The 22,420-nt window shown below is 58.4% G+C and carries 17 protein-coding genes and 1 pseudogene; 9 read left to right on the top strand and 9 right to left on the bottom strand.

The genetic code is table 11. The features are described 5' to 3' along the window. Positions 1–180 precede the first annotated feature (180 nt). The 7 genes from AC22G6_RS15980 to rpmH all read right to left on the bottom strand — a co-directional run bounded on the left by AC22G6_RS15980 (position 181) and on the right by rpmH (position 5,738). On the bottom strand, positions 181–954 hold the full coding sequence (locus AC22G6_RS15980) for a sulfite exporter TauE/SafE family protein (RefSeq protein WP_487367629.1): 774 nt from the start codon (positions 952–954) through the stop codon (positions 181–183). Continuing rightward, entirely contained in the window at positions 954–1,748 is a 795-nt protein-coding gene (locus AC22G6_RS15975) for a methyltransferase domain-containing protein (protein ID WP_487367577.1), read from the bottom strand. Before AC22G6_RS15975 ends, AC22G6_RS15980 begins: the two co-directional genes overlap by 1 nt. Continuing rightward, positions 1,745–2,017 (bottom strand): oxidoreductase-like domain-containing protein, encoded by a 273-nt coding sequence (locus AC22G6_RS15970; RefSeq protein WP_487367576.1) that lies wholly within the window; start codon positions 2,015–2,017, stop codon positions 1,745–1,747. The genes AC22G6_RS15975 and AC22G6_RS15970 overlap by 4 nt, the downstream gene beginning before the upstream one ends. A 119-nt stretch (positions 2,018–2,136) precedes the next feature. Continuing rightward, positions 2,137–3,495, bottom strand: a complete 1,359-nt coding sequence (gene mnmE / locus AC22G6_RS15965; RefSeq protein WP_487367575.1) for a tRNA uridine-5-carboxymethylaminomethyl(34) synthesis GTPase MnmE — start codon at positions 3,493–3,495, stop codon at positions 2,137–2,139. Beyond that, positions 3,467–5,110: a membrane protein insertase YidC gene (yidC, locus tag AC22G6_RS15960; RefSeq protein ID WP_487367574.1), complete on the bottom strand. Its 1,644-nt coding sequence runs from the start codon at positions 5,108–5,110 to the stop codon at positions 3,467–3,469. Before yidC ends, mnmE begins: the two co-directional genes overlap by 29 nt. Before the next feature lie 129 nt (positions 5,111–5,239). After that, positions 5,240–5,602 (bottom strand): ribonuclease P protein component, encoded by a 363-nt coding sequence (rnpA, locus tag AC22G6_RS15955; protein ID WP_108949905.1) that lies wholly within the window; start codon positions 5,600–5,602, stop codon positions 5,240–5,242. A gap of 1 nt (position 5,603) precedes the next feature. Next, positions 5,604–5,738 (bottom strand): 50S ribosomal protein L34, encoded by a 135-nt coding sequence (gene rpmH, locus AC22G6_RS15950; RefSeq protein WP_002926183.1) that lies wholly within the window; start codon positions 5,736–5,738, stop codon positions 5,604–5,606. A gap of 326 nt (positions 5,739–6,064) precedes the next feature. Here rpmH and dnaA point away from each other — a divergent pair, with 326 nt between their 5' ends. The 3 genes from dnaA to gyrB all read left to right on the top strand — a co-directional run bounded on the left by dnaA (position 6,065) and on the right by gyrB (position 11,283). Then, the gene (gene dnaA / locus AC22G6_RS15945) at positions 6,065–7,537 is read left to right on the top strand and encodes a chromosomal replication initiator protein DnaA (RefSeq protein WP_199917124.1); all 1,473 of its coding nucleotides are present in this window, start codon (positions 6,065–6,067) and stop codon (positions 7,535–7,537) included. A gap of 44 nt (positions 7,538–7,581) precedes the next feature. Next, entirely contained in the window at positions 7,582–8,688 is a 1,107-nt protein-coding gene (gene dnaN / locus AC22G6_RS15940) for a DNA polymerase III subunit beta (protein ID WP_108949907.1), read from the top strand. Positions 8,689–8,781: 93 nt separating this feature from the next. Further along, positions 8,782–11,283 carry a DNA topoisomerase (ATP-hydrolyzing) subunit B gene (gene gyrB, locus AC22G6_RS15935; RefSeq protein WP_487367573.1) on the top strand — a complete coding sequence of 834 codons (2,502 nt, stop codon included), beginning with the start codon at positions 8,782–8,784 and terminating at the stop codon, positions 11,281–11,283. A 284-nt stretch (positions 11,284–11,567) separates the two neighbouring features. On the opposite strand, the gene AC22G6_RS15930 is transcribed toward gyrB, so the two are convergent. Continuing rightward, positions 11,568–11,813, bottom strand: a complete 246-nt coding sequence (locus tag AC22G6_RS15930) for a transposase (protein WP_487367572.1) — start codon at positions 11,811–11,813, stop codon at positions 11,568–11,570. Positions 11,814–12,077: 264 nt separating this feature from the next. Next, a pseudogene (locus AC22G6_RS15925) lies at positions 12,078–12,200 on the bottom strand (ISAs1 family transposase); the annotation flags it as partial. A 436-nt stretch (positions 12,201–12,636) separates the two neighbouring features. Here AC22G6_RS15925 and AC22G6_RS15920 point away from each other — a divergent pair. Genes AC22G6_RS15920 through AC22G6_RS15895 form a run of 6 tightly spaced genes read left to right on the top strand, consistent with a single transcriptional unit; the run spans position 12,637 to position 21,966 of the window. Beyond that, positions 12,637–12,915, top strand: coding sequence for a helix-turn-helix domain-containing protein (locus tag AC22G6_RS15920; protein ID WP_487367571.1), 279 nt, complete (start codon positions 12,637–12,639; stop codon positions 12,913–12,915). 1 nt (position 12,916) lies between these two features. Further along, positions 12,917–15,313, top strand: coding sequence for an EcoAI/FtnUII family type I restriction enzme subunit R (gene hsdR, locus AC22G6_RS15915; RefSeq protein ID WP_487367570.1), 2,397 nt, complete (start codon positions 12,917–12,919; stop codon positions 15,311–15,313). 21 nt (positions 15,314–15,334) lie between these two features. Continuing rightward, entirely contained in the window at positions 15,335–16,804 is a 1,470-nt protein-coding gene (locus AC22G6_RS15910) for a type I restriction-modification system subunit M (protein ID WP_487367569.1), read from the top strand. Further along, positions 16,804–18,498: a restriction endonuclease subunit S gene (locus tag AC22G6_RS15905; protein WP_487367568.1), complete on the top strand. Its 1,695-nt coding sequence runs from the start codon at positions 16,804–16,806 to the stop codon at positions 18,496–18,498. The genes AC22G6_RS15910 and AC22G6_RS15905 overlap by 1 nt, the downstream gene beginning before the upstream one ends. Positions 18,499–18,508: 10 nt before the next feature. Further along, positions 18,509–20,428 carry an AAA family ATPase gene (locus AC22G6_RS15900; protein ID WP_487367567.1) on the top strand — a complete coding sequence of 640 codons (1,920 nt, stop codon included), beginning with the start codon at positions 18,509–18,511 and terminating at the stop codon, positions 20,426–20,428. After that, complete coding sequence (locus tag AC22G6_RS15895; protein WP_487367566.1) at positions 20,425–21,966, top strand: RNA/DNA-binding domain-containing protein; 1,542 nt, start codon at positions 20,425–20,427, stop codon at positions 21,964–21,966. The genes AC22G6_RS15900 and AC22G6_RS15895 overlap by 4 nt, the downstream gene beginning before the upstream one ends. The last annotated feature ends 454 nt before the right edge of the window (positions 21,967–22,420 follow it).

Genomic DNA, 22,420 nt, shown 5'->3' with positions numbered 1-22,420 from the left:
GGATGATCTGAGCCTCGACCCGAAAGGTTTCGGCTCTCTCAAGGAATGGTAGCGGCAACGCCGGACTGTTGCATGCGGTGGTGTCTGCGCACCTTCACTCGAAGGGCAACTGAAAGTCGCTCGTACGTTTCGAGTCATTCTCTCGCGTTTGGTGCCCTGTTTCACGTGAAACACGTCGCACTACAGGGCTGCGAGTGTGTCGTATGCAAGTTTTGCGATCAGGACTGACACGACTGCCAGGAACATCTTACGCACAAATCCCGTTCCATGACGAAGCGCTGTGCGTGAGCCCACGACGGCGCCGCAAAGATTGCATGCAGCCATGAGCAGCCCGAGCTTCCACAGAATCTCGACGTTGTTTGCAAAGTACGCGATGGCCGCGAAGTTCGTTGCGACGTTGACGATTTTCGCCGTGACCGACGCGCGAAGGAAGTCCATGCCGAGGAATCGGATGAACAGAAAGATCAGGAAGCTGCCAGTTCCGGGACCGAAGAATCCATCGTAGAACCCGAGCACGAGGCCGATCGCCGCAGCGGTCAGGGTCGCCCGAAAGTCATGTGGCCCCTCACGCGAGATGGAGCCAAGGTCCTTGCGCATGAAGGTATAGCCGGCCACCAGAATCAGCAGCACCAGGATGAGGGGGCGCAACACCGTCGGCGGCATGTAGGCCACGGCCTTTGCGCCATACCATGAGCCGACCAGCGCACCGACCGCACCAGGTATGGCAATGCGCCACGGTATGGTTACACGACGCCCGTACTGGATGGCTGCGCTCGTGGTCCCGATGATGCTTGCGATCTTGTTCGTGCCGAAGAGCACGGCGGGCTGAACCGAAGGAAAGGCCGCAAAGAGGGCCGGTATCTGTACCAGCCCTCCACCGCCGACGACAGCATCAATGAACCCGGCGCAGAACGCACCGATAGCAAGAACCAGATACAGAGCGCTCGAATCAATTAACATGTTTCACGTGGAACACGATGTACAGGCCCACGCGCAAGCATGAACAGCCTCTTGAAAGGGAAAAGCACCGAACCATCAGGTCGGGCCGGATAGGCCGAGGCCAGCATCGGCTTCAGCTGCAAAACAAAAGCCCTCGTTTGCGCCTCACTCAGGCAGGCAAAATACGGAACGAGGGTACTCCCCGCCAGCCACTCGAAAACCGCATCCTCACCGGAAAGCCGCTGGTAGTAGGTTGTCTCCCACAGCTCAAGCTCTTCGAAGTGTGCCGAAAGCAGCGACTGATATACTTCTGGCTCAAGCACCTCACCCATTCGCACTTGCGCTAACGCGCCCTCCCATTCGGCGCTCGCCGCCAGATCCCGGATCAGTCGATGGGACGGCGCGGAAAAATTCGCCGGCATCTGCACAGCCAGAACACCATCCGACTCAAGCATCGCCGCCAGTCGCGCGAACAGCGCCGGATGATCGCCGACCCAATGCAAGGCCGCGTTTGAAAACACCAGGTCGACCGGCGCATCCGGCTGCCAGCATGAAATATCTGCCTCGACCCATTGCGCGCGCGGGAGCACGGCGCGCGCCCGCACCAGCATTGCGGCCGACTGATCGACGCCGGTCAGGTTCGCATCGGGCCAGCGCTGCAAGAGAAGCGGGGACACATTCCCGGGACCACAGCCAAGATCGACGATGGTGCGAGGCGGCGTCATGGCGATCCGCCCCATGAGGTCGAGTGCCGGACGCAGACGCAAATCGTGAAAACCGAGATATCGGTCCGGGCTCCAGCTCATCATTCAATCTCCGGTCGCACATGCGCGACAGCAGGCCGAACAGCGGCGCTCGCGAGCAGTTCCGCCGCCTGCTCTCGCCAGTAACGCAAAGCGAAAAAGTAGCCTTCCCAAACACAGCCGTTACAACCGCGTCCGCAACACGTTGTCGGTACCGGTGGTGCGTGCCGAAAACTCAGGCCCGCCTGTGCAAGCAGTGCCTCGACCTCAGCGACGACCAGATTCGCATCGTCGACATGACGCAGTGGCCGCAGGAACGGATCGGGTCGGGTCATGGATCACCAGTCAGAAAAATAGGAACGAAGGGCGCGAACACCGCCGCCGAAGCCCGAAAACCGGAGATACGCGGCATGCCGCGGCATATGATGACATGCGCATCATGAATGCACGGTGGTCACTTTCCGATGCAGAACCTCGAAAAGATCACCCCGAGGAGATCGTCAGCCGAGAACTCTCCGGTAATCTCGCCAAGTCGTTCCCCGGCAAGTCGCAGCTCCTCGGCAAAGAGTTCGAGCGCTGAAAGCTGATCTCCAGCCAGGCGCACATGCGCGAGCGCCGCCCGCAATGCCAGCAGATGACGTTCGCGCGCAAGAATCACGTCTTCGCCATGCGCATGCCACCCCGCCACTCGCAGCAGCTCCTTGCGCAACAGATCGATCCCCAGGCCTTCCCGCGCCGAAACGTGCAGTTCGACTCGACCGTCGTGCTCAACCCGTGCCGGGTCAAGATTGCACAAGTCGATCTTGTTGATGACGGTGATGCATTCAACGCCGGGAAGAAGATCGAGATCGATATCCGTACCGCCCTCGGTTTCGCCCGGGCGACCGGCGTCGACGAGGCGCAGCACCACATCGGCACGCTCGAGTTCGCGCCGGGTGCGTTCGATACCGATGCGCTCCACCACATCGCTGGTATCGCGCAAGCCCGCCGTATCGATGACGTGCAGCGGAATGCCTTCGATCTGTATGGTTTCGCGCAAGGCATCGCGGGTCGTGCCGGCCACCTCGGTGACGATTGCACGATCCTCGCCTGCAAGCTGATTGAGCAGACTCGACTTGCCGACGTTCGGCGCGCCCGCCAGGACCACGTTGAGGCCGCTGCGCAGCAGTGCCCCCTGACGCGCGCGGTCAAGCACACCTTCGAGCTGCTCGCGAATCGAGGCCAGACGCGGCAGCGCCCTGGCCTTTTCGAGGAAGTCGATTTCCTCTTCGGGAAAGTCCAGCGTTGCCTCGACGAGCATGCGCAAGTCGATCAACGCGTCCTTGATAAGATGGATTTCCTGCGAGAAGCGGCCGGACAGGGAGCGAACGGCCGACTGCGCGGCGGCGGCGGTAGACGCCTCGATCAGGTCTGCCACGCTTTCGGCCTGGGCCAGATCGAGCTTGCCGTTGAGAAAGGCACGCCGGGTGAATTCACCGGGCTCGGCCAGTCGCGCGCCCAGTGCGAGGCAGCGATCGAGCAACATCTGCATCACCACCGGGCCGCCATGGCCCTGCAGTTCGATCACGTCCTCGCCGGTAAACGAAGCGGGCGCACGGAAGTAAATCAGAAGCCCTTCATCGATGGGCTCGCCCTTCGCCCCAAGAAAGCGGCTGAATGCCGCAAGCCGGGGCTGGGGATCGCGTCCGGTCAGTTCGCGCGCAAATGGCGCAAGACCCGCCCCGGAAACGCGAACGACGCCGACACCTCCTCGGCCCGGCGCCGTTGCAATCGCGGCGATGGTGTCAGGCGGGCTTGCTGCCGGCCTTGGCACTCTCGATCATCCGCGTAATCTGCCATTGCTGTGCAATCGACAGGATGTTGTTCACAACCCAGTACAGCACCAGACCGGACGGGAACCACAGGAACATGAAGGTGAACACGATCGGCATTGCCATCATGACCTTGGCCTGCAGCGGATCCGGCGGCGTCGGGTTGAGCTTCATCTGGATCAGCATGGAGGCACCCATGATGACCGGCAGGATGAAGTACGGGTCCTTGGCGGACAGATCCTGAATCCAGCCCAGCCAGGGCGCCTGACGCATCTCCACGCTACCGAGCAGTACCCAGTACAGCGCGATGAACACCGGAATCTGCACCAGGATCGGCAGGCAACCGCCGAGCGGGTTGATCTTCTCGGTGCGGTAGAGATTCATCATCTCCTGCTGCATCTTGGCCTTGTCGTCGCCGTACAGCTCCTTCATGCGCTGCATGCGGGGGCCGAGTACGCGCATCTTCGCCATCGACTTGTAGCTGGCTGCGGACAGCGGGAAGAACAGCAGCTTCAGCAGGACCGTCACCAGAATGATGGCCCAGCCCCAGTTGCCGAGCATGTCGTGCAGCCACGACAGCACCCAGAACAGCGGCGCAGCAATCACGGTCAGCCAGCCGTAGTCGACCACCAGATCGAGTCCGGGGGCGATGTCCTGCAGCTTGTCCTGCTCCTGCGGGCCGACATACAGGCGGGACTCCGCCGTACCGCTCGCACCCGGTGCAATCGCATCGACCGGCAGGATCACGCCGGCCGAGTACAGGCCATTGGCAACCTTGCGGGCGAAGAACTCGCGCTCGACACCGACCTCAGGCAACCAGGCGCTGACGAAGTAGTGCTGGACCATCGCCACCCAGCCATCGGGTGCGGTCTTGGCAAACTTGGCCTTGCCCTCGGCGATCTCCTCGAAATGAACCTTCTGGAACTTGGCCGCATCGGTGTAGAACGCCGGACCGGTGAAGGTTGTCACGCCGAAAGCCTGCACCTGCTCTGCCGGCTCGCCGTCACGCGTGAGCTGGAAGTAGGCATGGCCGGAGACGGGGTCGCCGCTGCCGTTGGCGATCTCGTAATCGACATTCACCAGATAGCTGCCACGATGGAAGGTCATCACCTTGGTGACCTTGACCCCGTTCTGTTCCGGCGCCTCGAGGCGCAGCACCAGGGTGTCCTCGCCGTCCTTCATCACCTGTTCGCCTTCGGGCAGCGCGAACACCGTACGGTGAGTGGGGAGATCGGTACCGATCAGGCCGGACTCGGCCGAATAGCGGTGAACCTCGCCGTTGTCGAACAACAGGAAGCCACGCTCATGATCGGCGGTGGATTTGTGTTTCACCAACTCGAGCCGGACGATGCTGCCGCCTTCGGCGGACACGTCGGCACGCATCAGGTCAGTGACCACACGCACCGTCGGCGCAGCCGAAGCGGCCGCAGTTGCGGGCAGTGCCGATGCACCAGGCGCGGCGAGCGCACTTGGCGTGGGAACCGAAGCCCCCCCGGAGTTGGCAGCGGCGGCAACAGGTGCCGGCGCGGCGGGTTGGTTATGTTTGATCCACCCGTCCCACAGCATGACCAGGGAAAGGGAGAAAACCAGGAGTAGGATGAGGCGACGTTGATCCATCGGGTTCGTGGTCGTACGGTCGTTAGTCAGGGAACGGAATGATACCCGCCCTGAGAGAAAAACAAGCGCGGCCCGGCATCAATCTGACCCCGGGGCGAAAAGAACCATGCATGATCGACGGCCCGATGCTCACAAACGCGGCAAGCGCGACAGCAACTGCAGCAGATCCTGATTGAGCTCGGCTCGCGTTGCAGTTGCCACAGGCGCATGCAGACGCACGATCAGATCGCACGCAGGCGTGTCGGTACGCTGGCGCCGAAAAATCTCGCGCGCAATGCGTTTCACCAGATTGCGTACATTGGCCCGCTTCGCCAGCTTCTTGGCCACGACGACACCCAGACGGGCGGTGTCGAGCCCGTTGGGCCGGTAATGCAGCATGTAGAATCGGCCGCGAAGGGCACGCCGAAAAGCAAAAACGGATGAAAATTCATCCGTTTTGTGCAGTCTGTGAGCGCTGCGAAAACCTTGATCAGCGCTCGAGGGGTCAATCACCTCAGACGGCGAGGCGATGACGGCCCTTGGCGCGACGGGCACGGATGACCGCACGACCGCCACGGGTCTTCATGCGGACCAGAAAGCCGTGGGTGCGCTTGCGACGAACGACGGAGGGTTGGTAAGTGCGTTTCATGATCGGCTGCCAGTGGTAAGGTCAAACGATATATTTAATGTGATAGCCCCCTGTTTGTCAAGAGGAATTCACATCCATCAGGTTACCTGCCTCCAGCGACGATTCCACGACTTCAATGCGCGTGCCTGTGGATAAGTCTCGCGTCGACGGGTAGAATTGCGCTCTTGACCAACCCGCCGGCACACGACTCAGCGCTTTTCCGTGCTGACGTCGACGGGCTTATTCCCAGAACAGGCCTTAAGGCCGTCGCTCCCGCTACGCCTCGTGTTGCAGGCGCGGCATGCATGTATTCGAGACCCGTGCCGCAAACACAAACCGTCCCTTCCGTGAATCAGGATTTCTGGCCCTTCTGCCTTGCGCATCTTGAACAGGAACTGCCTCAACAGCAGTTCAATACCTGGATCAAGACGCTTCAGGTCGTCTGCGGCGAAGCTGCGGACGGCGGACCCACGCTCACCCTGACCGCCCCGAACCGCTTCGTGATGCAGTGGGTGCGTGAGCGTTACCTGCGTCGAATCGGCGAGCTCGGCGAAGAGTTTCATGGCGTGCCCCTGCAACTCGACCTGCAGCTGCCTGCGCCCGGCGCGGCACGCACGCCGGTCAAGCCGGTGGCAAATGCGGCGCCGGCTGCCGGCGCAGCGCTCGCCGAGACACCGGGGAGCGCAAGCAGCCCGGCGGCGGCAGACAGCGCACCGGCACAGCCGCGACAGGCGGCACCCTCGGCGATCATTCGCAGTTCGTCGCCCGAACCCTTGTCAGGCGCCGAACTTGCCTACGAGAAGACCCGCCTCAACGCCGACTTCACCTTCGATACCCTGGTGACCGGGCGTGCCAACGATCTCGCCCGCGCCGCTGCCATGCAGGTGGCGCAGAACCCCGGCACCTCGTACAACCCGCTGTTTGTATACGGTGGCGTCGGCCTCGGCAAAACCCACCTGGTGCACGCCATCGGCAATGCGGTGTTCCGTCAGAATCCCCGTGCGGTGGTGCGCTACGTCCACGTCGAGGACTACTACGCCGACGTCGTGCGCGCCTATCAGCAGAAGAGCTTCGACGCGTTCAAGCGCTACTACCGCTCGCTCGACATGCTGATCATCGATGACATCCAGTTCTTCAACAACAAGAACCGGACCCAGGAAGAATTCTTCCACGCCTTCAACGCGCTCACCGAAGCCAAGAAGCAGATCGTCATCACCTGCGACACCTACCCCAAGGACATCCAGGGTCTGGAAGATCGCCTGATCTCGCGCTTCGACTGGGGCCTGACGGTACAGATCGAGCCGCCCGAGCTCGAGATGCGGGTTGCGATCCTGCAGAAGAAGGCCGAAGCCCTGCGCGTGGCAGTGGATGACGACGTCGCCTTCCTCATCGCCAAGAACCTGCGCTCGAACGTGCGCGAACTCGAAGGCGCGCTAAACAAGGTCGTGGCCTACGCCCGCTTCCACGGTCGCGGCATCTCGCTCGAAGTGGCCAAGGACGCGCTCAAGGACCTGCTCAACGCGCACAACCGCCAGCTGTCGATCGAACACATCCAGAAGACCGTCGCCGACTATTACAAGATCAAGATCGCCGACATGCACTCCAAGAAGCGCACCCGGGTCATCGCCCGTCCGCGCCAGGTCGCCATGTGGCTGGCCAAGGAGCTCACCCCGATGTCGCTGCCCGCGATCGGCGAAGCCTTCGGCGGCCGCGACCATACCACCGTGCTACATGCTTGTCGTACCATCACCGAGCTGCGCCTCGGCGACCACCAGCTCAACCACGATGTTCATGTGCTCACCCAGGTCCTGCGGGGCTGAGCCAGCAATGACTTTCCGATCAATTTTCTGACCAGACTGACGCCATGCTCCTGCTCAACACCACCCGTGATGCGCTTCTCGCCCCGCTGCAGTCCGTGGCCGGCATCGTCGAAAAGCGCCACACCCTGCCCATTCTGTCGAACGTGCTGATCGAGAAGCAGGGCGACCGCCTGACGCTGCTCGCCACCGACATCGAAATCCAGATCCGCACCACCACCGCCGGCAACGCCGGGGGTGAAGACGTCTCGATCACCGTGGCCGCGCGCAAGCTGCAGGACATCCTGCGCGCACTGCCCGACACCGACGTCAATCTCACCCTCGACGACAAGCGCCTCACGGTGAAGGCCGGCAAGAGCCGCTTCCAGCTGCAGACCCTGCCCGCGGCCGACTACCCGCGCATGAACCTGCCCGATGGCGACGCCACCCGCTTCAGCGTGCCGCAGCGCACCTTCAAGCGTCAGCTCGCCCAGGTCGCCTACGCAATGGCGCAGCAGGACATCCGCTACTACCTCAACGGCCTGCTGCTGATCGCCGACGGCAACGAGCTGCGCATGGTCGCCACCGACGGTCACCGCCTCGCCTACGCGGCCAGCGAACTCGAAGCCCCGGTCAACCAGCGCTGCGAAACCATCCTGCCGCGCAAGACCGTGCTCGAACTGTCGCGCCAGCTCGCCGACAACGACGATCCGCTCGAAGTCATCCTCGCCGGCAACCAGGCCGTGTTCCGCTTTGGCGCCATCGAACTCGTCACCAAGCTCATCGACGGCAAGTTCCCCGACTACCAGCGCGTCATTCCGCAGAACCACCCCGGCCTCGTCACCCTGCCGCGCCAGACCCTGCTGTCTTCGCTGCAGCGCGCCGCCATTCTCACCAACGAAAAGTTCCGCGGCGTGCGCCTGGTGCTCGAAGCCGGCACCCTGCGCATCGTCAGCTCCAACGCCGAGCAGGAAGAAGCGCAGGAAGAACTCGAAATCGACTACCAGGGCGACAAGCTCGACATCGGTTTCAACGTCACCTACCTGCTCGACGTGCTCAACAACCTGTCGTCCGAAACCATCGAATGGCGTTTCAACGACGGCAACTCCAGCGCGCTGATCACCCTGCCTGGCAACGAGCAGTTCAAGTATGTCGTGATGCCGATGCGCATTTGAAGCACGCGCATCGCTTCCCCATGAACTCGGCCTGGCCGGGTTCGCTGCCCCCTTCACCGGGGGCACGTTCTTTATGAATCACCCGAGATGACCATGTCCGAACCGCAAAACCTGCCCACCGCGTCCGCAATCGCGCACGAAGACTACGACGAAACCAGCATCCAGCAGCTCGAAGGCCTGGAGGCGGTTCGCAAGCGCCCCGGCATGTACATCGGCGATACCTCCGATGGCACCGGTCTGCACCACATGGTGTTCGAAGTTGTGGACAACGCCATCGACGAGGCCCTGGCAGGCCATTGCGACGACATCGTCATCACCATCCACGCCGACAACTCCATCTCCGTCACCGACAACGGCCGCGGCATCCCGGTCGGGGTCAAGATGGACGACAAGCACGAGCCCAAGCGCTCGGCGGCCGAAATCGTCATGTGCGTGCTGCACGCCGGTGGCAAGTTCAACCAGAACAGCTACAAGGTGTCGGGCGGCCTGCACGGCGTGGGCGTGTCGTGTGTGAACGCGCTGTCCAAGTGGCTGCGCCTCACCGTGCGCCGCGACGGCAAGAAGCACTTCATGGAGTTCAACCGCGGCGTGCCGCAGGACCGGCTCATCGATGTCGTCAACGGCATCGAGACCAGCCCGCTCAAGGTCATCGGCGACACCAGCAAGCGCGGCACCGAAGTGCACTACCTGGCTGACGAAGAGATCTTCGGCACCATCGAGTACCACTACGACATCCTCGCCAAGCGCCTGCGCGAACTGTCCTTCCTCAACAACGGCGTGAAGATCCGCCTCCTCGACCAGCGCACCGGCAAGGAAGAAGACTTCGCCTTCGCCGGTGGCGTGAAGGGCTTCGTCGAGTACATCAACCGCACGAAGACCGTGCTGCAGCCCACGGTGTTCTACGCCGCCGGCACTACCCGCATCCCCACCGGCGCCGGCCACGATGCCGAACTGTCGGTCGAAGTCGCGATGCAGTGGAACGACAGCTACGCCGAACAGGTGCTGTGCTACACCAACAACATCCCGCAGGCCGATGGCGGCACCCACCTCACCGGCCTGCGTGCAGCGATGACCCGCGTCATCAACAAGTACATCGAAGAAAACGAGATCGCCAAGAAGGCCAAGGTCGACATCACCGGTGACGACATGCGCGAAGGCCTGGCCTGCGTGCTGTCGGTCAAGATGCCCGACCCCAAGTTCGCCAGTCAGACCAAGATGAAGCTGGTTTCAAGCGAGGCCCGTCCGGCGGTGGAAGAAGTCGTTGCCAACAAGCTCACCGACTTCCTGCTCGAAAACCCGCTCGACGCCCGTACCATCTGCAACAAGATTGTCGAAGCCGCCCGCGCCCGCGACGCCGCCCGCAAGGCGCGCGACATGACCCGCCGCAAAGGCATCCTCGACGGCGTCGGCCTGCCCGGCAAACTCGCCGACTGTCAGGAAAAAGACCCCGCCCTGTGCGAACTCTACCTGGTCGAGGGTGACTCCGCAGGCGGCTCGGCCAAGCAGGGCCGTGACCGCAAATTCCAGGCCATCCTGCCGCTCAAGGGCAAGATCCTCAACGTCGAGAAGGCCCGCTTCGACAAGCTGCTGCAGAGCCAGGAAATCGCCACCCTGATCACCGCGCTCGGCACCAGCATCGGCAAGGACGACTACAAGCCCGAGAAGCTGCGCTACCACCGCATCATCCTGATGACCGATGCGGACGTCGACGGTGCTCACATCCGTACCCTGCTGCTCACCTTCTTCTATCGCCAAATGCCCGAACTGGTCGAGCGTGGCCACATCTACATCGCCCAGCCGCCGCTGTACAAGATCAAGCACGGCAAGAGCGAGATGTACATCAAGGACGATCACGAGCTCAACAACCACCTGCTCAAGCTCGCGCTCGAAGGCGCCGTGCTGCTGCCGCGCGCCGATGCCGACCTGATCACCGACGAGACACTCGGCGGCCTCGCCCGCAGCTACCTGCTGGCCGAAGCCGTCATCCGCCGCCTCGCCAGCTACATCGACCCCGAAGTGCTGCAGGCCATGCTCGCGCACGACCTCCCGGTCAGCCTTGAGGACGAAGCCGCTGCGCGCGACTCCGCCGCCCGTATTCAGCCCCATCTGCCGGAAGACCTGCAGATCTACGCCGAATACCACGAAGAGTCCGAAGGCTGGCGCCTCACCATCGAACGCCTGCACCACGGCAACCGCAAGTTCGGCTGGGTCGAGCACGACTTCGTCGTCTCCGGCGACTACCGCACCATTCGTAACGCCAGCGAGTCCATCGCCGGCCTCATCGGTGCCGGCGCCGAAATCCGCCGTGGCGAAAAGCGTCAGCCCATCGTCCGCTTCGCTGACGCCATCACCTGGCTGCTGTCCGAAGTCGAACGCGGCCTGAGCAAGCAGCGCTACAAAGGTCTGGGCGAAATGAACCCCGATCAGCTGTGGGAAACCACCATGGACCCGGCGGTGCGCCGCCTGCTGCGCGTGCAGATCGACGACGCCATCGCCGCCGATGAAATCTTCACCACGCTGATGGGCGACAACGTCGAGCCGAGAAGGGCATTTATCGAAAGCAATGCGCTGTATGCGCAGAACATCGATATCTGAGGTGTTGTAGCGGCGACCATAAACTGGCAAGTTGCTAGCCATAAACTGGCAGAGGGCCAGCCAGTTTGCCGTCGTCGGGAGCTCGTGAAAGGGAAAACAAAGACGAGACCCAGCGCTATAGCAACCGATGAAGCCAATTTGAGGAGCTAGAACAGTCCTTATCTGACGCCTCCAACTTTCCCCAATGGGGAAAAGTGGGGGCGTTGCTCCTTCTGCGGCCATGTAAATTTTCATGCCGAAGCGATAACGGGTAAATTAGCGTCTTTGGCTACAGCACTCGAAAGTCATAACGGATGAATGCCGAGCATTTTCATACGGATATCGTCATCCCAAGCCGCCCGCTTGCGCTTGAGGCGCAGGCTGGTCTTGACGGTGTCGGTCTTGTCCGCACGAATGAGGTTAAGGACGATCTTCTTAAGCACGGAGAGGTTTTGCGGCGCATTGTCCTTGCGAATCATGCAGTCATCCTCGCCGAAATAAACATCGAGCATCCAGTGAAGCCGATTCTCAATGCCCCAATGCGCTCGCACAGTGCGAGCCAACTCCGCTGCACTCAACACTCTGGAGCTGATGTATTAGCGTTCTTCCAGTTGGGCAACCTTGTCGCCTACGACCCGTTGCGAGACGACGCAACCAACCGTCTTACAGACGGGCCACAGCGCGGGATCGATTTCCTCGCCAGAAGGGGCCGCCCAACTCAATTGCATCACAATTCAGCCTTGGGATCGATCGACGTACTTGAACCCGTCGCTGCCGGCCTGGGCATCGCTGATCAGGTCGCGCACCTGTTAGAGCAACGTGGGCTGATTGCCTTTGACCGCGAGCAGGTAATCCGCGCCTTTCTCGATGATCTTGGCAGCAATGTCCCGCTGGCAGCCCATGGCCTCGATGCTTACAAGCAAACCCTTGAGATGCAAGGCCGCCAGTGTGTGAGCGCAGGCCCGCCAACTGTGAAATCTCACCTGAGTTGACCAGCCACCCTTTGGGCGGCATTCGGCCAGAAGCAGTCATCAACAAACAGCGGAAAGCGCCTCTCTGAACGGCTGGTCTCGGATCACGAAGCCGCTCTTTGCGATGTGCTGTCACGATTACGTTGTTGGCTGGATTGGCTGCATTATTTCGTCCCGGTCATCAGAGAACGGACTGACATGACTGCCGCTGCCACCTCTGCCCCGCTGCAAGTACCCTTGGGGTGCGCTTCGCCGCGCAACGGCGTCTCCCACTTTCGCCAACCTCGTGGTGAGGTTGCTCAGGCGCTTCGCTTGGCGTTCATCGATGGCTCCGTAATGTGATTGTCGACGCCACCATGAACGCGGGGTGCGATCAGGAAGCCAAGTTTCTCATGGCTGATGAATGGCCATGATGCTAGACTTTCAACGATTTAAGACTACTTTGAAGTCTCAATTCCCGAGCGCCTATGCCATGAATGCCGAACCGTGGGTTACCGCAAGCGAAGTCGCCCAGCATCTGGGTGTCGTGAAAGACACCGTCTACCGCTGGCGAGAGCGCAAGGGCCTGCCAGCACACAAAATTGGTCGGCTGTGGAAATTCCAACTGTCTGAAGTGGATGAATGGGTTCGTGCGGGCGGCGCGAATGAACAACAAGACCTGATAAATGGCGGAGCCATTTGATATGGATAAACGCCAGCTCAGCGAGCGCGATATCTGCACAAAATTCATCACCCCCGCACTTGAACAGGCGGGATGGGACATTGCCACCCAGGTGCGTGAAGAGTTTCCGCTCACCAAGGGCCGCATCATCGTCCGTGGCAAATTGCACACTCGCGCCCAAAATAAGCGTGCTGACTATGTGTTGTTTCATAAGCCCAACATGCCCATCGCGGTCATAGAAGCAAAAGACAACAAACACTTGCTGGGGGATGGCATGCAACAGGGGCTGGGCTATGCCGACATGCTGCAGGTGCCGTTTGTATTCAGCAGTAACGGCGACGGGTTTCTGTTCCACAACAAGATTGCCAAGGATGGCGTCATCGAACGGGAGCTGGCACTTCATGAACTGCCCGGTCCTGAGACGTTGTGGCACTGGTGGTCGGAGCACCTAGGGCTGAATACAGCACAGAGCGAGCTAGTCTCACAGGACTACTACAGCGACGGTAGTAACAAAACCCCTCGCTATTACCAGCTTCTGGCGATCAACAAGAGCATTGAGGCTATCGCGCGTGGGCAGAACCGCTTATTGCTGGTGATGGCCACCGGCACGGGCAAAACTTACACTGCCTTCCAGATCATCTGGCGTCTTTGGAAATCCAAAGCCAAGAAGCGGATCTTGTTTTTAGCCGACCGCAATATCTTGGTCGACCAGACCATGACCAACGACTTCAAGCCCTTCGGCTCAGCCATGACCAAGATCCAGAAGCGGCAGGCCAACAAGTCGTATGAGATCTACCTGTCCTTGTATCAAGCAGTCACCGGTACAGAAGAAGAACGCAACATCTACAAGCAATTCAGTCGTGATTTCTTTGACCTGATCGTAATTGACGAATGCCATCGCGGCAGCGCGGCAGCAGACTCGGCCTGGCGCGAGATTCTCGAATATTTTTCGTCGGCCACCCAAATCGGCCTGACGGCCACACCCAAGGAAACCAAAGAAGTCTCCAACATCGATTACTTTGGTGAGCCGATTTACACATATTCCCTGCGCCAGGGCATCGACGATGGCTTTCTCGCGCCGTACAAGGTGGTGCGCATTGATCTGGATAAAGACCTTACCGGCTGGCGCCCAGACAAAGGCATGGTCGATAAGCACGGCAACGAAATTGAGGATCGCATTTACAACCAGCGCGACTTCGACAAAAACCTCGTGCTGGAAAAGCGCACCGAATTGGTGGCAAAGAAAATCAGCGATTTCCTCAAGCAGACTAATCGCTTCGACAAAACCATTGTTTTCTGCGACAACATTGACCACGCCGAGCGCATGCGACAGGCACTGGTGAACGAAAATGCCGATCTGGCCGTACAGAACAGCAAGTACGTCATGCGCATCACAGGCGACAACGAAGAAGGAAAAGCGGAACTCGACAATTTCATCTTCCCGGAATCCAAATACCCGGTGATTGCCACCACCTCAAAACTGATGACCACGGGCGTCGATGCCCAGACCTGCAAACTCATCGTGCTCGATCAGCGCATTCAATCCATGACCGAATTCAAGCAAATCATCGGCCGTGGCACGCGCATCAATGAGGACTACGACAAGTACTACTTCACCATCATCGACTTCAAAAAAGCGACCGAACTGTTTGCCGACCCCGACTTTGATGGTGATCCGGTACAGATTTACGAACCACAAGGCGATGTGTCGCCCGTGCCACCCGATGATGGCGAAACCGCACAAGCTGATGACGGCTTCACCTATCCACCAGCCGAGGAATCGCCGTGGACCGGCGTAACCGAGCCGCAGCCCGGCGAGGAAGGCGGCAGTGTTCGCCGCTATGTCGTCGCCAATGTTGAAGTCAAAGTAGCCGCCGAGCGGGTGCAGTACTTCGATGCCAGTGGAAAACTGATTACCAAATCACTCAAGGACTACACCCGCAAGGCGCTGGCCAAGGAATTCAGCTCACTCGATGATTTTTTGCGGCGCTGGAACAGTGCCGACAAGAAGCAGGCCGTCATCGACGAATTGGCCAATGAAGGGGTTTTCTTTGCCGCGCTGGCCGAAGAAATTGGTCGCCAGTCCGGCAAGGAATTTGACCCCTTCGATCTGGTCTGCCACATCGCCTGGGATCAACCGCCGCTTACCCGCAAAGAGCGAGCCGAGCAGGTCAAAAAGCGCGATTACTTCAACCGCTATGGCGAACAAGCGCAGCGTGTGCTGCAAGCCTTGCTGGACAAATACGCCGACGAAGGCGTCGGGCCAATCGAGGAGACACAAATCCTCACCATCGCCCCGTTCACCAGTTTCGGCACACCCATGGAAATCATCCGCGCCTTTGGCGGACTGGATCAATATCAGCACGCCGTGCATGAACTCGAACAAGCGCTCTATGACTTTTCACAGCTGCGCGCCTAACAAAACCCCGGAAACCAACCCATGTCTATCGGCACTCTGATCAAAACCATTCAAGACATCATGCGCAAGGACGTCGGCGTCGATGGCGACGCCCAGCGCATCAGTCAGATAGTCTGGCTGCTTTTCCTGAAAATCTTTGACGATAAAGAACAGGAATGGCAACTCACCATTCCCGGCTACAAGTCGCCACTGCAAAACCGCTTCCGCTGGAGTAACTGGGCCAAGGATGCAGAAGGCATCACTGGCGAAGAGCTGATCGACTTCGTCAACAACGAACTCTTCCCTTCACTCAAGAAACTGGCCACCGCTGCTGGTGTGACGCCAAACGGCAGAGTGGTTGGCTCGGTGTTCGAGGACGCCTACAACTACATGAAATCGGGCACCTTGCTGCGGCAAGTGATTAACACCATCGAGGTGGATGTCGATTTCAACTCATCGACAGATCGTCACCTGTTCAACGATATCTACGAAAAAATCCTGGCCGACCTGCAATCTGCGGGCAATGCGGGTGAGTACTACACCCCGCGCGCCGTCACCCAGTTCATGGTGGATATTCTCAATCCACAACTGGGCGAAAGCGTGCTCGACCCGGCTTGCGGCACCGGCGGTTTTTTGACCTGCACCATCGAGCACCTCAAAAATCAGGTCAAAACAGCGGTTGACCGCAACACCCTGCAAGAGAGCATCCACGGCGTAGAGAAAAAACCGCTGCCGCACATGCTGGCCATGACCAACCTGATGCTGCACGGCATCGACGTGCCCAGCAACATCCGCCACGACAACACCCTGAGCCGCCCGCTGAAGGACTACGGCCCGAAAGACCGCGTCGACATCATTCTCACCAACCCGCCTTTTGGTGGCATGGAAGAGGACGGTATCGAGAACAACTTCCCGCGCAAGTACCAGACCCGCGAAACCGCCGACCTGTTCATGGCGCTGATCATGCATCTTCTCAAGCACGACACCGGCCGCGCCGCTGTCGTGCTGCCCGATGGCTTCCTGTTTGGCGAGGGTGCCAAAACCACGCTGAAACGCGAGTTGCTGGAAGAGTTCAACCTGCACACCATCGTTCGCCTGCCCAAGGGCGTATTCGCCCCGTACACCAGCATCGCGACCAATGTGCTGTTCTTCGAGAAGGGCGAACCGACGAAAGATGTCTGGTTTTTCGAGCATCCTTACCCTGATGGCTACAAGAGCTATTCCCGCTCTAAACCGCTGGATATCAAAGAGTTCGATCTGGAAAAAGGCTGGTGGGGTGGCCCGATGCGTGAAGGACGAAAAACCACCGAAAACGCCTGGAAGGTTTCTGCACAAGAAATAGTAGAGAAAAACTACAACTTAGATGCCGTTGGAAAGAATCCCCATGCTGTCGTGGTGAACCATCGTAATCCGGCAGAATTAATGGCGGAATACCAGGAAATCACCCGTCAACTGGCCGAGGCGCAGAGCGCGCTGAAGGCAGAGCTAATGCTCGCGCTCGGAGGGCAGTGATGGTATTGCTGGAGCAACACTTCGAAACGGCATTTTCTGCGCCGGATGGCATTCAAAAGCTGCGTGAACTTATCCTGACGCTGGCGATGCAGGGCAAGCTGGTGCCGCAAAACCGGAACGACTCGCCGGCCATTGAACTGCTTAAAGACATAGGTGCCGAGAAAAAGCGGCTGGTGAAGGCAGGCAAGATAAAAACCCCCAAGCTGCTGCCGGAGATTATTTCCGGTGACGTGCCGTATGTTTTGCCACAGGGCTGGCAGTGGGTTCGTCTCGGCAGTATTGGCAACATCTTCAATGGCAACAGCATCAACGCCTCAGAAAAGGAATCGAAGTACGCCGGTGCTGAAGGTCTGCCATATATCGCGACCAAAGATGTCGGCTACGGTTTTGATCCGCTGGACTACGAAAATGGAATCTGCATTCCACCCGATGAGGCGAACTTCAGAGTCGCGCACCAAGGCGCAGTGCTGATCTGTGCTGAAGGTGGCAGTGCCGGAAAAAAATGTGGCCTGACCGACCGCGACATCTGTTTCGGTAACAAGCTATTTGCCAATGAACTGTATGGTCACATTCCATCCCGGTTCATTCTCTACGCTTATCTGTCGCCCGTCTTTCGGGCATCGTTTGCAGCGGCAATGACGGGGATTATTGGCGGTGTCTCCATTGCGAAATTTGTCGAGATACCGCTACCGCTTCCGCCGCTTGAAGAACAACACCGAATCGTCGCCAAAATTGATCAACTGATGGCGCGTTGCGATACCTTGGAAAAGTTGCGCGGCGCACAAGAAGCAAAGCGCCAGGCCGTTCACGCTGCCGCGCTCTCGCAACTACTTGATGCCGCCGGTGACGGTAGCCCCGACGATGCTTGGGCCTTCATCACCCAACACTTCGATGACCTTTACGCAGTCAAAGAAAACGTTGCTGAACTGCGCAAGGCCATTTTGCACCTCGCGATTAGGGGAAAGATTACAGAGCAACGCAAGGAAGATCGTCCGGTTAAAGAACTCCTAGACAAAATTAAATCCGAGAGATCCCGCTTGCTAATTCGCGGCGTATCCAGCGACCAAGTTGATCTCAAAAGCCTAAGCTACTCGATTCCAGAAAGTTGGGCGATTTTGCCACTTGATGCCATCTTGATCTGTGGCCCCACCAATGGGTACTCCCCCAAAGCTGTGGATTACGAAACCAAGGTTAGGTCCTTGACGTTGAGTGCGACAACGTCTGGTGTATTCAAAGGTGAGCATTCAAAGTTCATTGCTGACGATATACCAATGAGCTCTGACCTTTGGTTGCAGGACGGTGATATTTTGGTGCAGCGAGGAAACACCATTGAATATGTAGGGGTTCCGGCGATTTATAGGGGCGAGCCAAACAGCTACATTTACCCAGATCTAATGATGAAATTACGCGTTTCGTCTGAGCTTGATAGTGACTATGTTTGCTTTGTAATGAGTGCATCACCTAGTCGTGATTTTCTGCGCGAGCGTGCTTCTGGCACGTCGGGGACGATGCCAAAAATAAATCAAAAGACATTAACGAGTCTTCCGGTTCCGATTCCCCCATTGGCTGAGCAGCGGCGAATAGTTTCAAAAATACAAAAGCTTATGATGCAATGCGATCAACTTGAGAGCCAAATCGACTTGGCAAACATAAAGTCATCCGAATTATTGGCTGCCGTAATGGCACAAGTGTGAGTGGATTGCCATGCACCTGAAATCGGTTTTCATCAGCCAATACAAAAACCTCAAAGATTTTTCTCTGAGTTTCGATGGCACGAGTTTCATCGATGTATTTGTCGGCAAGAACGGCAGCGGCAAATCGAATTTATTCGAAGCGCTAATTGAAATATTTCGTCATCTTGATCAGCTCAGCCGCGCGGATAATGACATCACCTTTGATTACCGCGTGAGTTACGAGATCGGGGGACAAGAAACCGAAATCGAATGGAAGGCTGGCAAGCTTCGCATCAACAAGGAAGAAGACCGTAAGACGCTTGGACAGACACCATTTCCCGATAACGTCTTGATTTACTATTCCGGGCACAACACCACAGTGTCTGGCTTGATTGCAGAATACGAAACGAAATTTCGTGGGCGCATCAAAGGCGCTAATCTGGAGGACTCCCGTCGCTTTCTCGGTATCGGCCAGGAGTACAAGGCACTGCTATTGGCAGTATTGCTGGTACAGCCCGCAAATAGCAGAGCTCACACATTTATTCGTCAAAAACTGGGGATCGACAGGCTTGGCATTACCAAGCCCGGTACTGACGACGTTTCTGAGCCTGTGCTTAGAGTCGATTTGCAGCGGCCAGACTACGCACGAGGCAGCGAAAGAGAGAAATACGACATCGACTCCGTCGATACCGCCACCCGCTATTGGCGACCTGTCGGCATCACAAAGGATTTTCTCGACACGTTGAGCGCTTGTATTTGGGACAACACAGAGAAATTAACGGTCACAGAAGGTTATTTCCCCAATGATGATCGCTACGTTCTGTACCTGTCCATCAGCAAATTGCAAGAGAAGTTCGTCGGCAAGTGGCAAGAATTATTCCGCCAGTTCGACAACCTGAAAACACTGGGGATGCTGCTGGACGCCATTTCCGTGCCGCTTCGCCTTACTTCAGGCACAGAAGGAAATGTCAGCCACTTCAGCGATGGCCAGTTTCAATCGGTTTACATCTACTCTATTGTCGAGCTATTTAAAGACCGAAACTGCTTAATCTTGCTGGATGAACCGGATGCATTCCTGCATCCGGAATGGCAGTTTGATTTTCTGCGGCAAGTATTCGACATCACTGATGTGGCAGCCAAGACTAGCCATGTTTTGATGAGCAGCCACAGCGCATCCACAATTACCTGCGCCAACGATAGCGTTATCAGCTTGTTCGAGTTCGACGGCGAGAAGGTGGCGCTGACCAAGGTGAACAAGGCCGACATCATCAAATCGTTGTCTGCGGGCTTGATTAGTTTTTCCGAGAGTGAAGCGCGGCTGAACATTCAGCACGTATTGAAGAACACTAGTGGGCCTGTACTCTTCACAGAGGGCATCACGGATGAAATGATCCTTGAAACTGCCTGGCAGAAGCTGTATCCAACGGTGAAGCGACCCTTCGAGATACAAAACGCATTTAGCTGCGGCTTCCAGCGTGTTCTTGTTCAAAATAACGTGCTGTATCAGAACCATCCGGGCAGGACGTTTTTTGCGCTTTTTGATTTTGATGAGGCCTACAACGACTGGAACCAGCTGGGTCAAGATGTAGAAACCGATCCAACCCTGTGCCTGACCAAGAAACGTAATGGCTGCGAAAGTTACGCTCTTTTGCTGCCCGTTCCGACCGCTGGCCAGATTCGCGGACAGGTGATCAACCCACACACTGGCGGCAATTTCGGAAACAAATCGCTTCTAACCATAGAGCTTCTGTTTCACGGCGTGCCTGGTCTTGATGCTTTTTTCGCTATCGATACCGAGAGGACGGACGGATTCATCAAATTCATCGGTGATAGCCAAAAGACGACTTTCGCCCAGAATGTCGTGCCGACGCTTGATGCAGAGCACTTTTCAGTGTTTCGTCCCCTCTTTGATTTTATCAAGTCAAAGTGTGCTGGAGGCGTACCTGCATGAGCACCAAGCTCCCCATCAACCTCACCGACCTGTTGCGCCAGCGCACCGTCGAGGGCGAGCGCATCGAGTACAAGACCGGATGGAATCCGGACGCGATCATTCGCACCCTGTGCGCCTTCGCCAACGACTTTGAAAACCTCGGCGGCGGTTATGTAGTGATCGGGCAGAACTGCGATGCCAATGGTCAGCCGGTATTCCCGCCTGTCGGGTTGGCCGAGAAGCAGCTCGACAAGGTTCAGCAGGAATTGCTGGCAGCCTGCCAATTGATCCAGCCGCCTTATTTCCCGGTGTTGAGCATCGAGGAAGTCGAAGGCCGCAAGCTGATCGTGCTGTGGGCACCGGGTGGACAGAATCGGCCCTACAAGGCACCTGAAGCCGTCACCGCAAAGAAAAAGACCTGGCACCACTACATCCGGCGCTACAGCAGCACGGTCGAGGCCAAGGGCGACACCGAGCAGGAGTTGTTGAGCTTGGCGGCCAAGGTGCCGTTTGATGACCGTTATAACCAGTTGGCACTGCTCGATGATCTGTCCAAACCGCTGATGCAGGCTTTCTTGCAGGAGGTGGACAGCGCATTGGCGGCGGATGCGCCCGGGCTGCTGGTCGAGGCATTGGCACGGCAGATGAATCTGGCGGGCGGGCCAACAGAGTCGCCGTGGCCCAAGAACGTGGGCTTGCTGTTTTTTAATGAGACTCCGGAGCGGTTTTTCCCCGGCGTGCAGATCGATGTGGTTTGGTTCCCTGAAGGCGCAGGCGGTGATCGCTTCGAGGAAAAGATTTTCAAGGGGCCGCTGGCGCGAATGACGCGTGAGGCCCTGAGCTACATCCAGCGCAATTTCCTGATCGAAACTGTGCTCAAGCACCCGGACCGGGCCGAGGCCACTCGGGCGTGGAACTTCCCCTACGCCGCCATCGAGGAAGCCTTGGTCAACGCGGTCTATCACCGGTCCTACGAGGAGCGCGAGCCCATCGAAGTGCGTATCAGCCATGACGAGTTGGTTATCGTCAGCTTCCCCGGCCCGGATCGTTCCATTCGGCTGGAAGACCTTCAGGCAGGTCGAGCAGTCAGCCGCCGCTACCGCAATCGGCGGATCGGTGAGTTCCTGAAAGAGCTTGATCTGACGGAAGGCCGCTCGACCGGCGTCCCGAAAATTCTCAAGGTCATGGCTGCCAACGGCTCGCCCTCGCCGCTGTTTGAAACGGATGACGACCGACTTTCGTTTCTGATCCGCTTGCCCAGTCACCCTCTGGCAAGGGGGGGCATCACGCCTACCGGGGAAGTCACCGGGGAAGTCACCGGGGAAGTCGAGCGCTTACTTCGGACGATGCTTGGCGACATGTCCCGCCAGCAGATTCAGGAGGCACTGGTTCTCAAGCACGAGGATCATTTCCGCAATGCCTATCTGAAACCGGCTCTGACCCTTGGGGTGATCGAGATGACCCAGCCCGACAAACCACGCAGTAGCAACCAGCGCTATCGCCTAACCGCCCTCGGGCAATCCTGGTTGGAAAAGCATCCGGACGCCCGCGCAGGTTGAAATCTGCGGGTGGTGCAGTCGATCAAAAGTCACTTGACCAGTTGCCATAAGCGGCCGCAATGTGCGCTAAGCTGCCTCATGACTCCAGCATTCGGCATATCTCTTTTGGGTCGGATCCGGAAGTAGCCTGAAGTGCCAAGCGGTCACTCGACCAGAATTTTTTGCTACGACCGCTGACCGGCTCATTGCAGCCGTTCCTGGTGCGATACCCCAACGACAGGTCAGGCCGAAGCCCTGTCGGTGAGCAGTCGCCACGAACGGCCGGTCTACTCTGTCACCAGTCGTATCAGTCGGGATACGGTTTAGGACCGCTTTGGGTCGGATCCTGCAAGCCGGCAGCAAGGAAAGATGCCGTTCGGCCTTAAAGTAGCCTGGATGAGCGCTGACTGCCTGATAGCACTCACTCCTTCCACTGACCATGAGCGTCAGGAAAGGCCGACGACCCGTGCTCGGC

Source organism: Parazoarcus sp. PS-13 R2A (assembly GCF_057621855.1).
Note: the sequence above shows the minus strand (reverse complement) of the source record. Positions and strands in the feature narration are given on the sequence as shown.

Bases quoted from the DNA above. Each gene is read 5' to 3' on its own strand.
- AC22G6_RS15975 (WP_487367577.1), bottom strand. From the start codon at position 1,748: ATGATGAGCTGGAGCCCGGACCGATATCTCGGTTTTCACGATTTGCGT.
- AC22G6_RS15970 (WP_487367576.1), bottom strand. From the start codon at position 2,017: ATGACCCGACCCGATCCGTTCCTGCGGCCACTGCGTCATGTCGACGAT.
- yidC (WP_487367574.1), bottom strand. From the start codon at position 5,110: ATGGATCAACGTCGCCTCATCCTACTCCTGGTTTTCTCCCTTTCCCTG.
- rpmH (WP_002926183.1), bottom strand. From the start codon at position 5,738: ATGAAACGCACTTACCAACCCTCCGTCGTTCGTCGCAAGCGCACCCAC.
- dnaN (WP_108949907.1), top strand. From the start codon at position 7,582: ATGCTCCTGCTCAACACCACCCGTGATGCGCTTCTCGCCCCGCTGCAG.
- gyrB (WP_487367573.1), top strand. From the start codon at position 8,782: ATGTCCGAACCGCAAAACCTGCCCACCGCGTCCGCAATCGCGCACGAA.
- AC22G6_RS15920 (WP_487367571.1), top strand. From the start codon at position 12,637: ATGGCCATGATGCTAGACTTTCAACGATTTAAGACTACTTTGAAGTCT.
- hsdR (WP_487367570.1), top strand. From the start codon at position 12,917: ATGGATAAACGCCAGCTCAGCGAGCGCGATATCTGCACAAAATTCATC.
- AC22G6_RS15910 (WP_487367569.1), top strand. From the start codon at position 15,335: ATGTCTATCGGCACTCTGATCAAAACCATTCAAGACATCATGCGCAAG.
- AC22G6_RS15905 (WP_487367568.1), top strand. From the start codon at position 16,804: ATGGTATTGCTGGAGCAACACTTCGAAACGGCATTTTCTGCGCCGGAT.
- AC22G6_RS15900 (WP_487367567.1), top strand. From the start codon at position 18,509: ATGCACCTGAAATCGGTTTTCATCAGCCAATACAAAAACCTCAAAGAT.
- AC22G6_RS15895 (WP_487367566.1), top strand. From the start codon at position 20,425: ATGAGCACCAAGCTCCCCATCAACCTCACCGACCTGTTGCGCCAGCGC.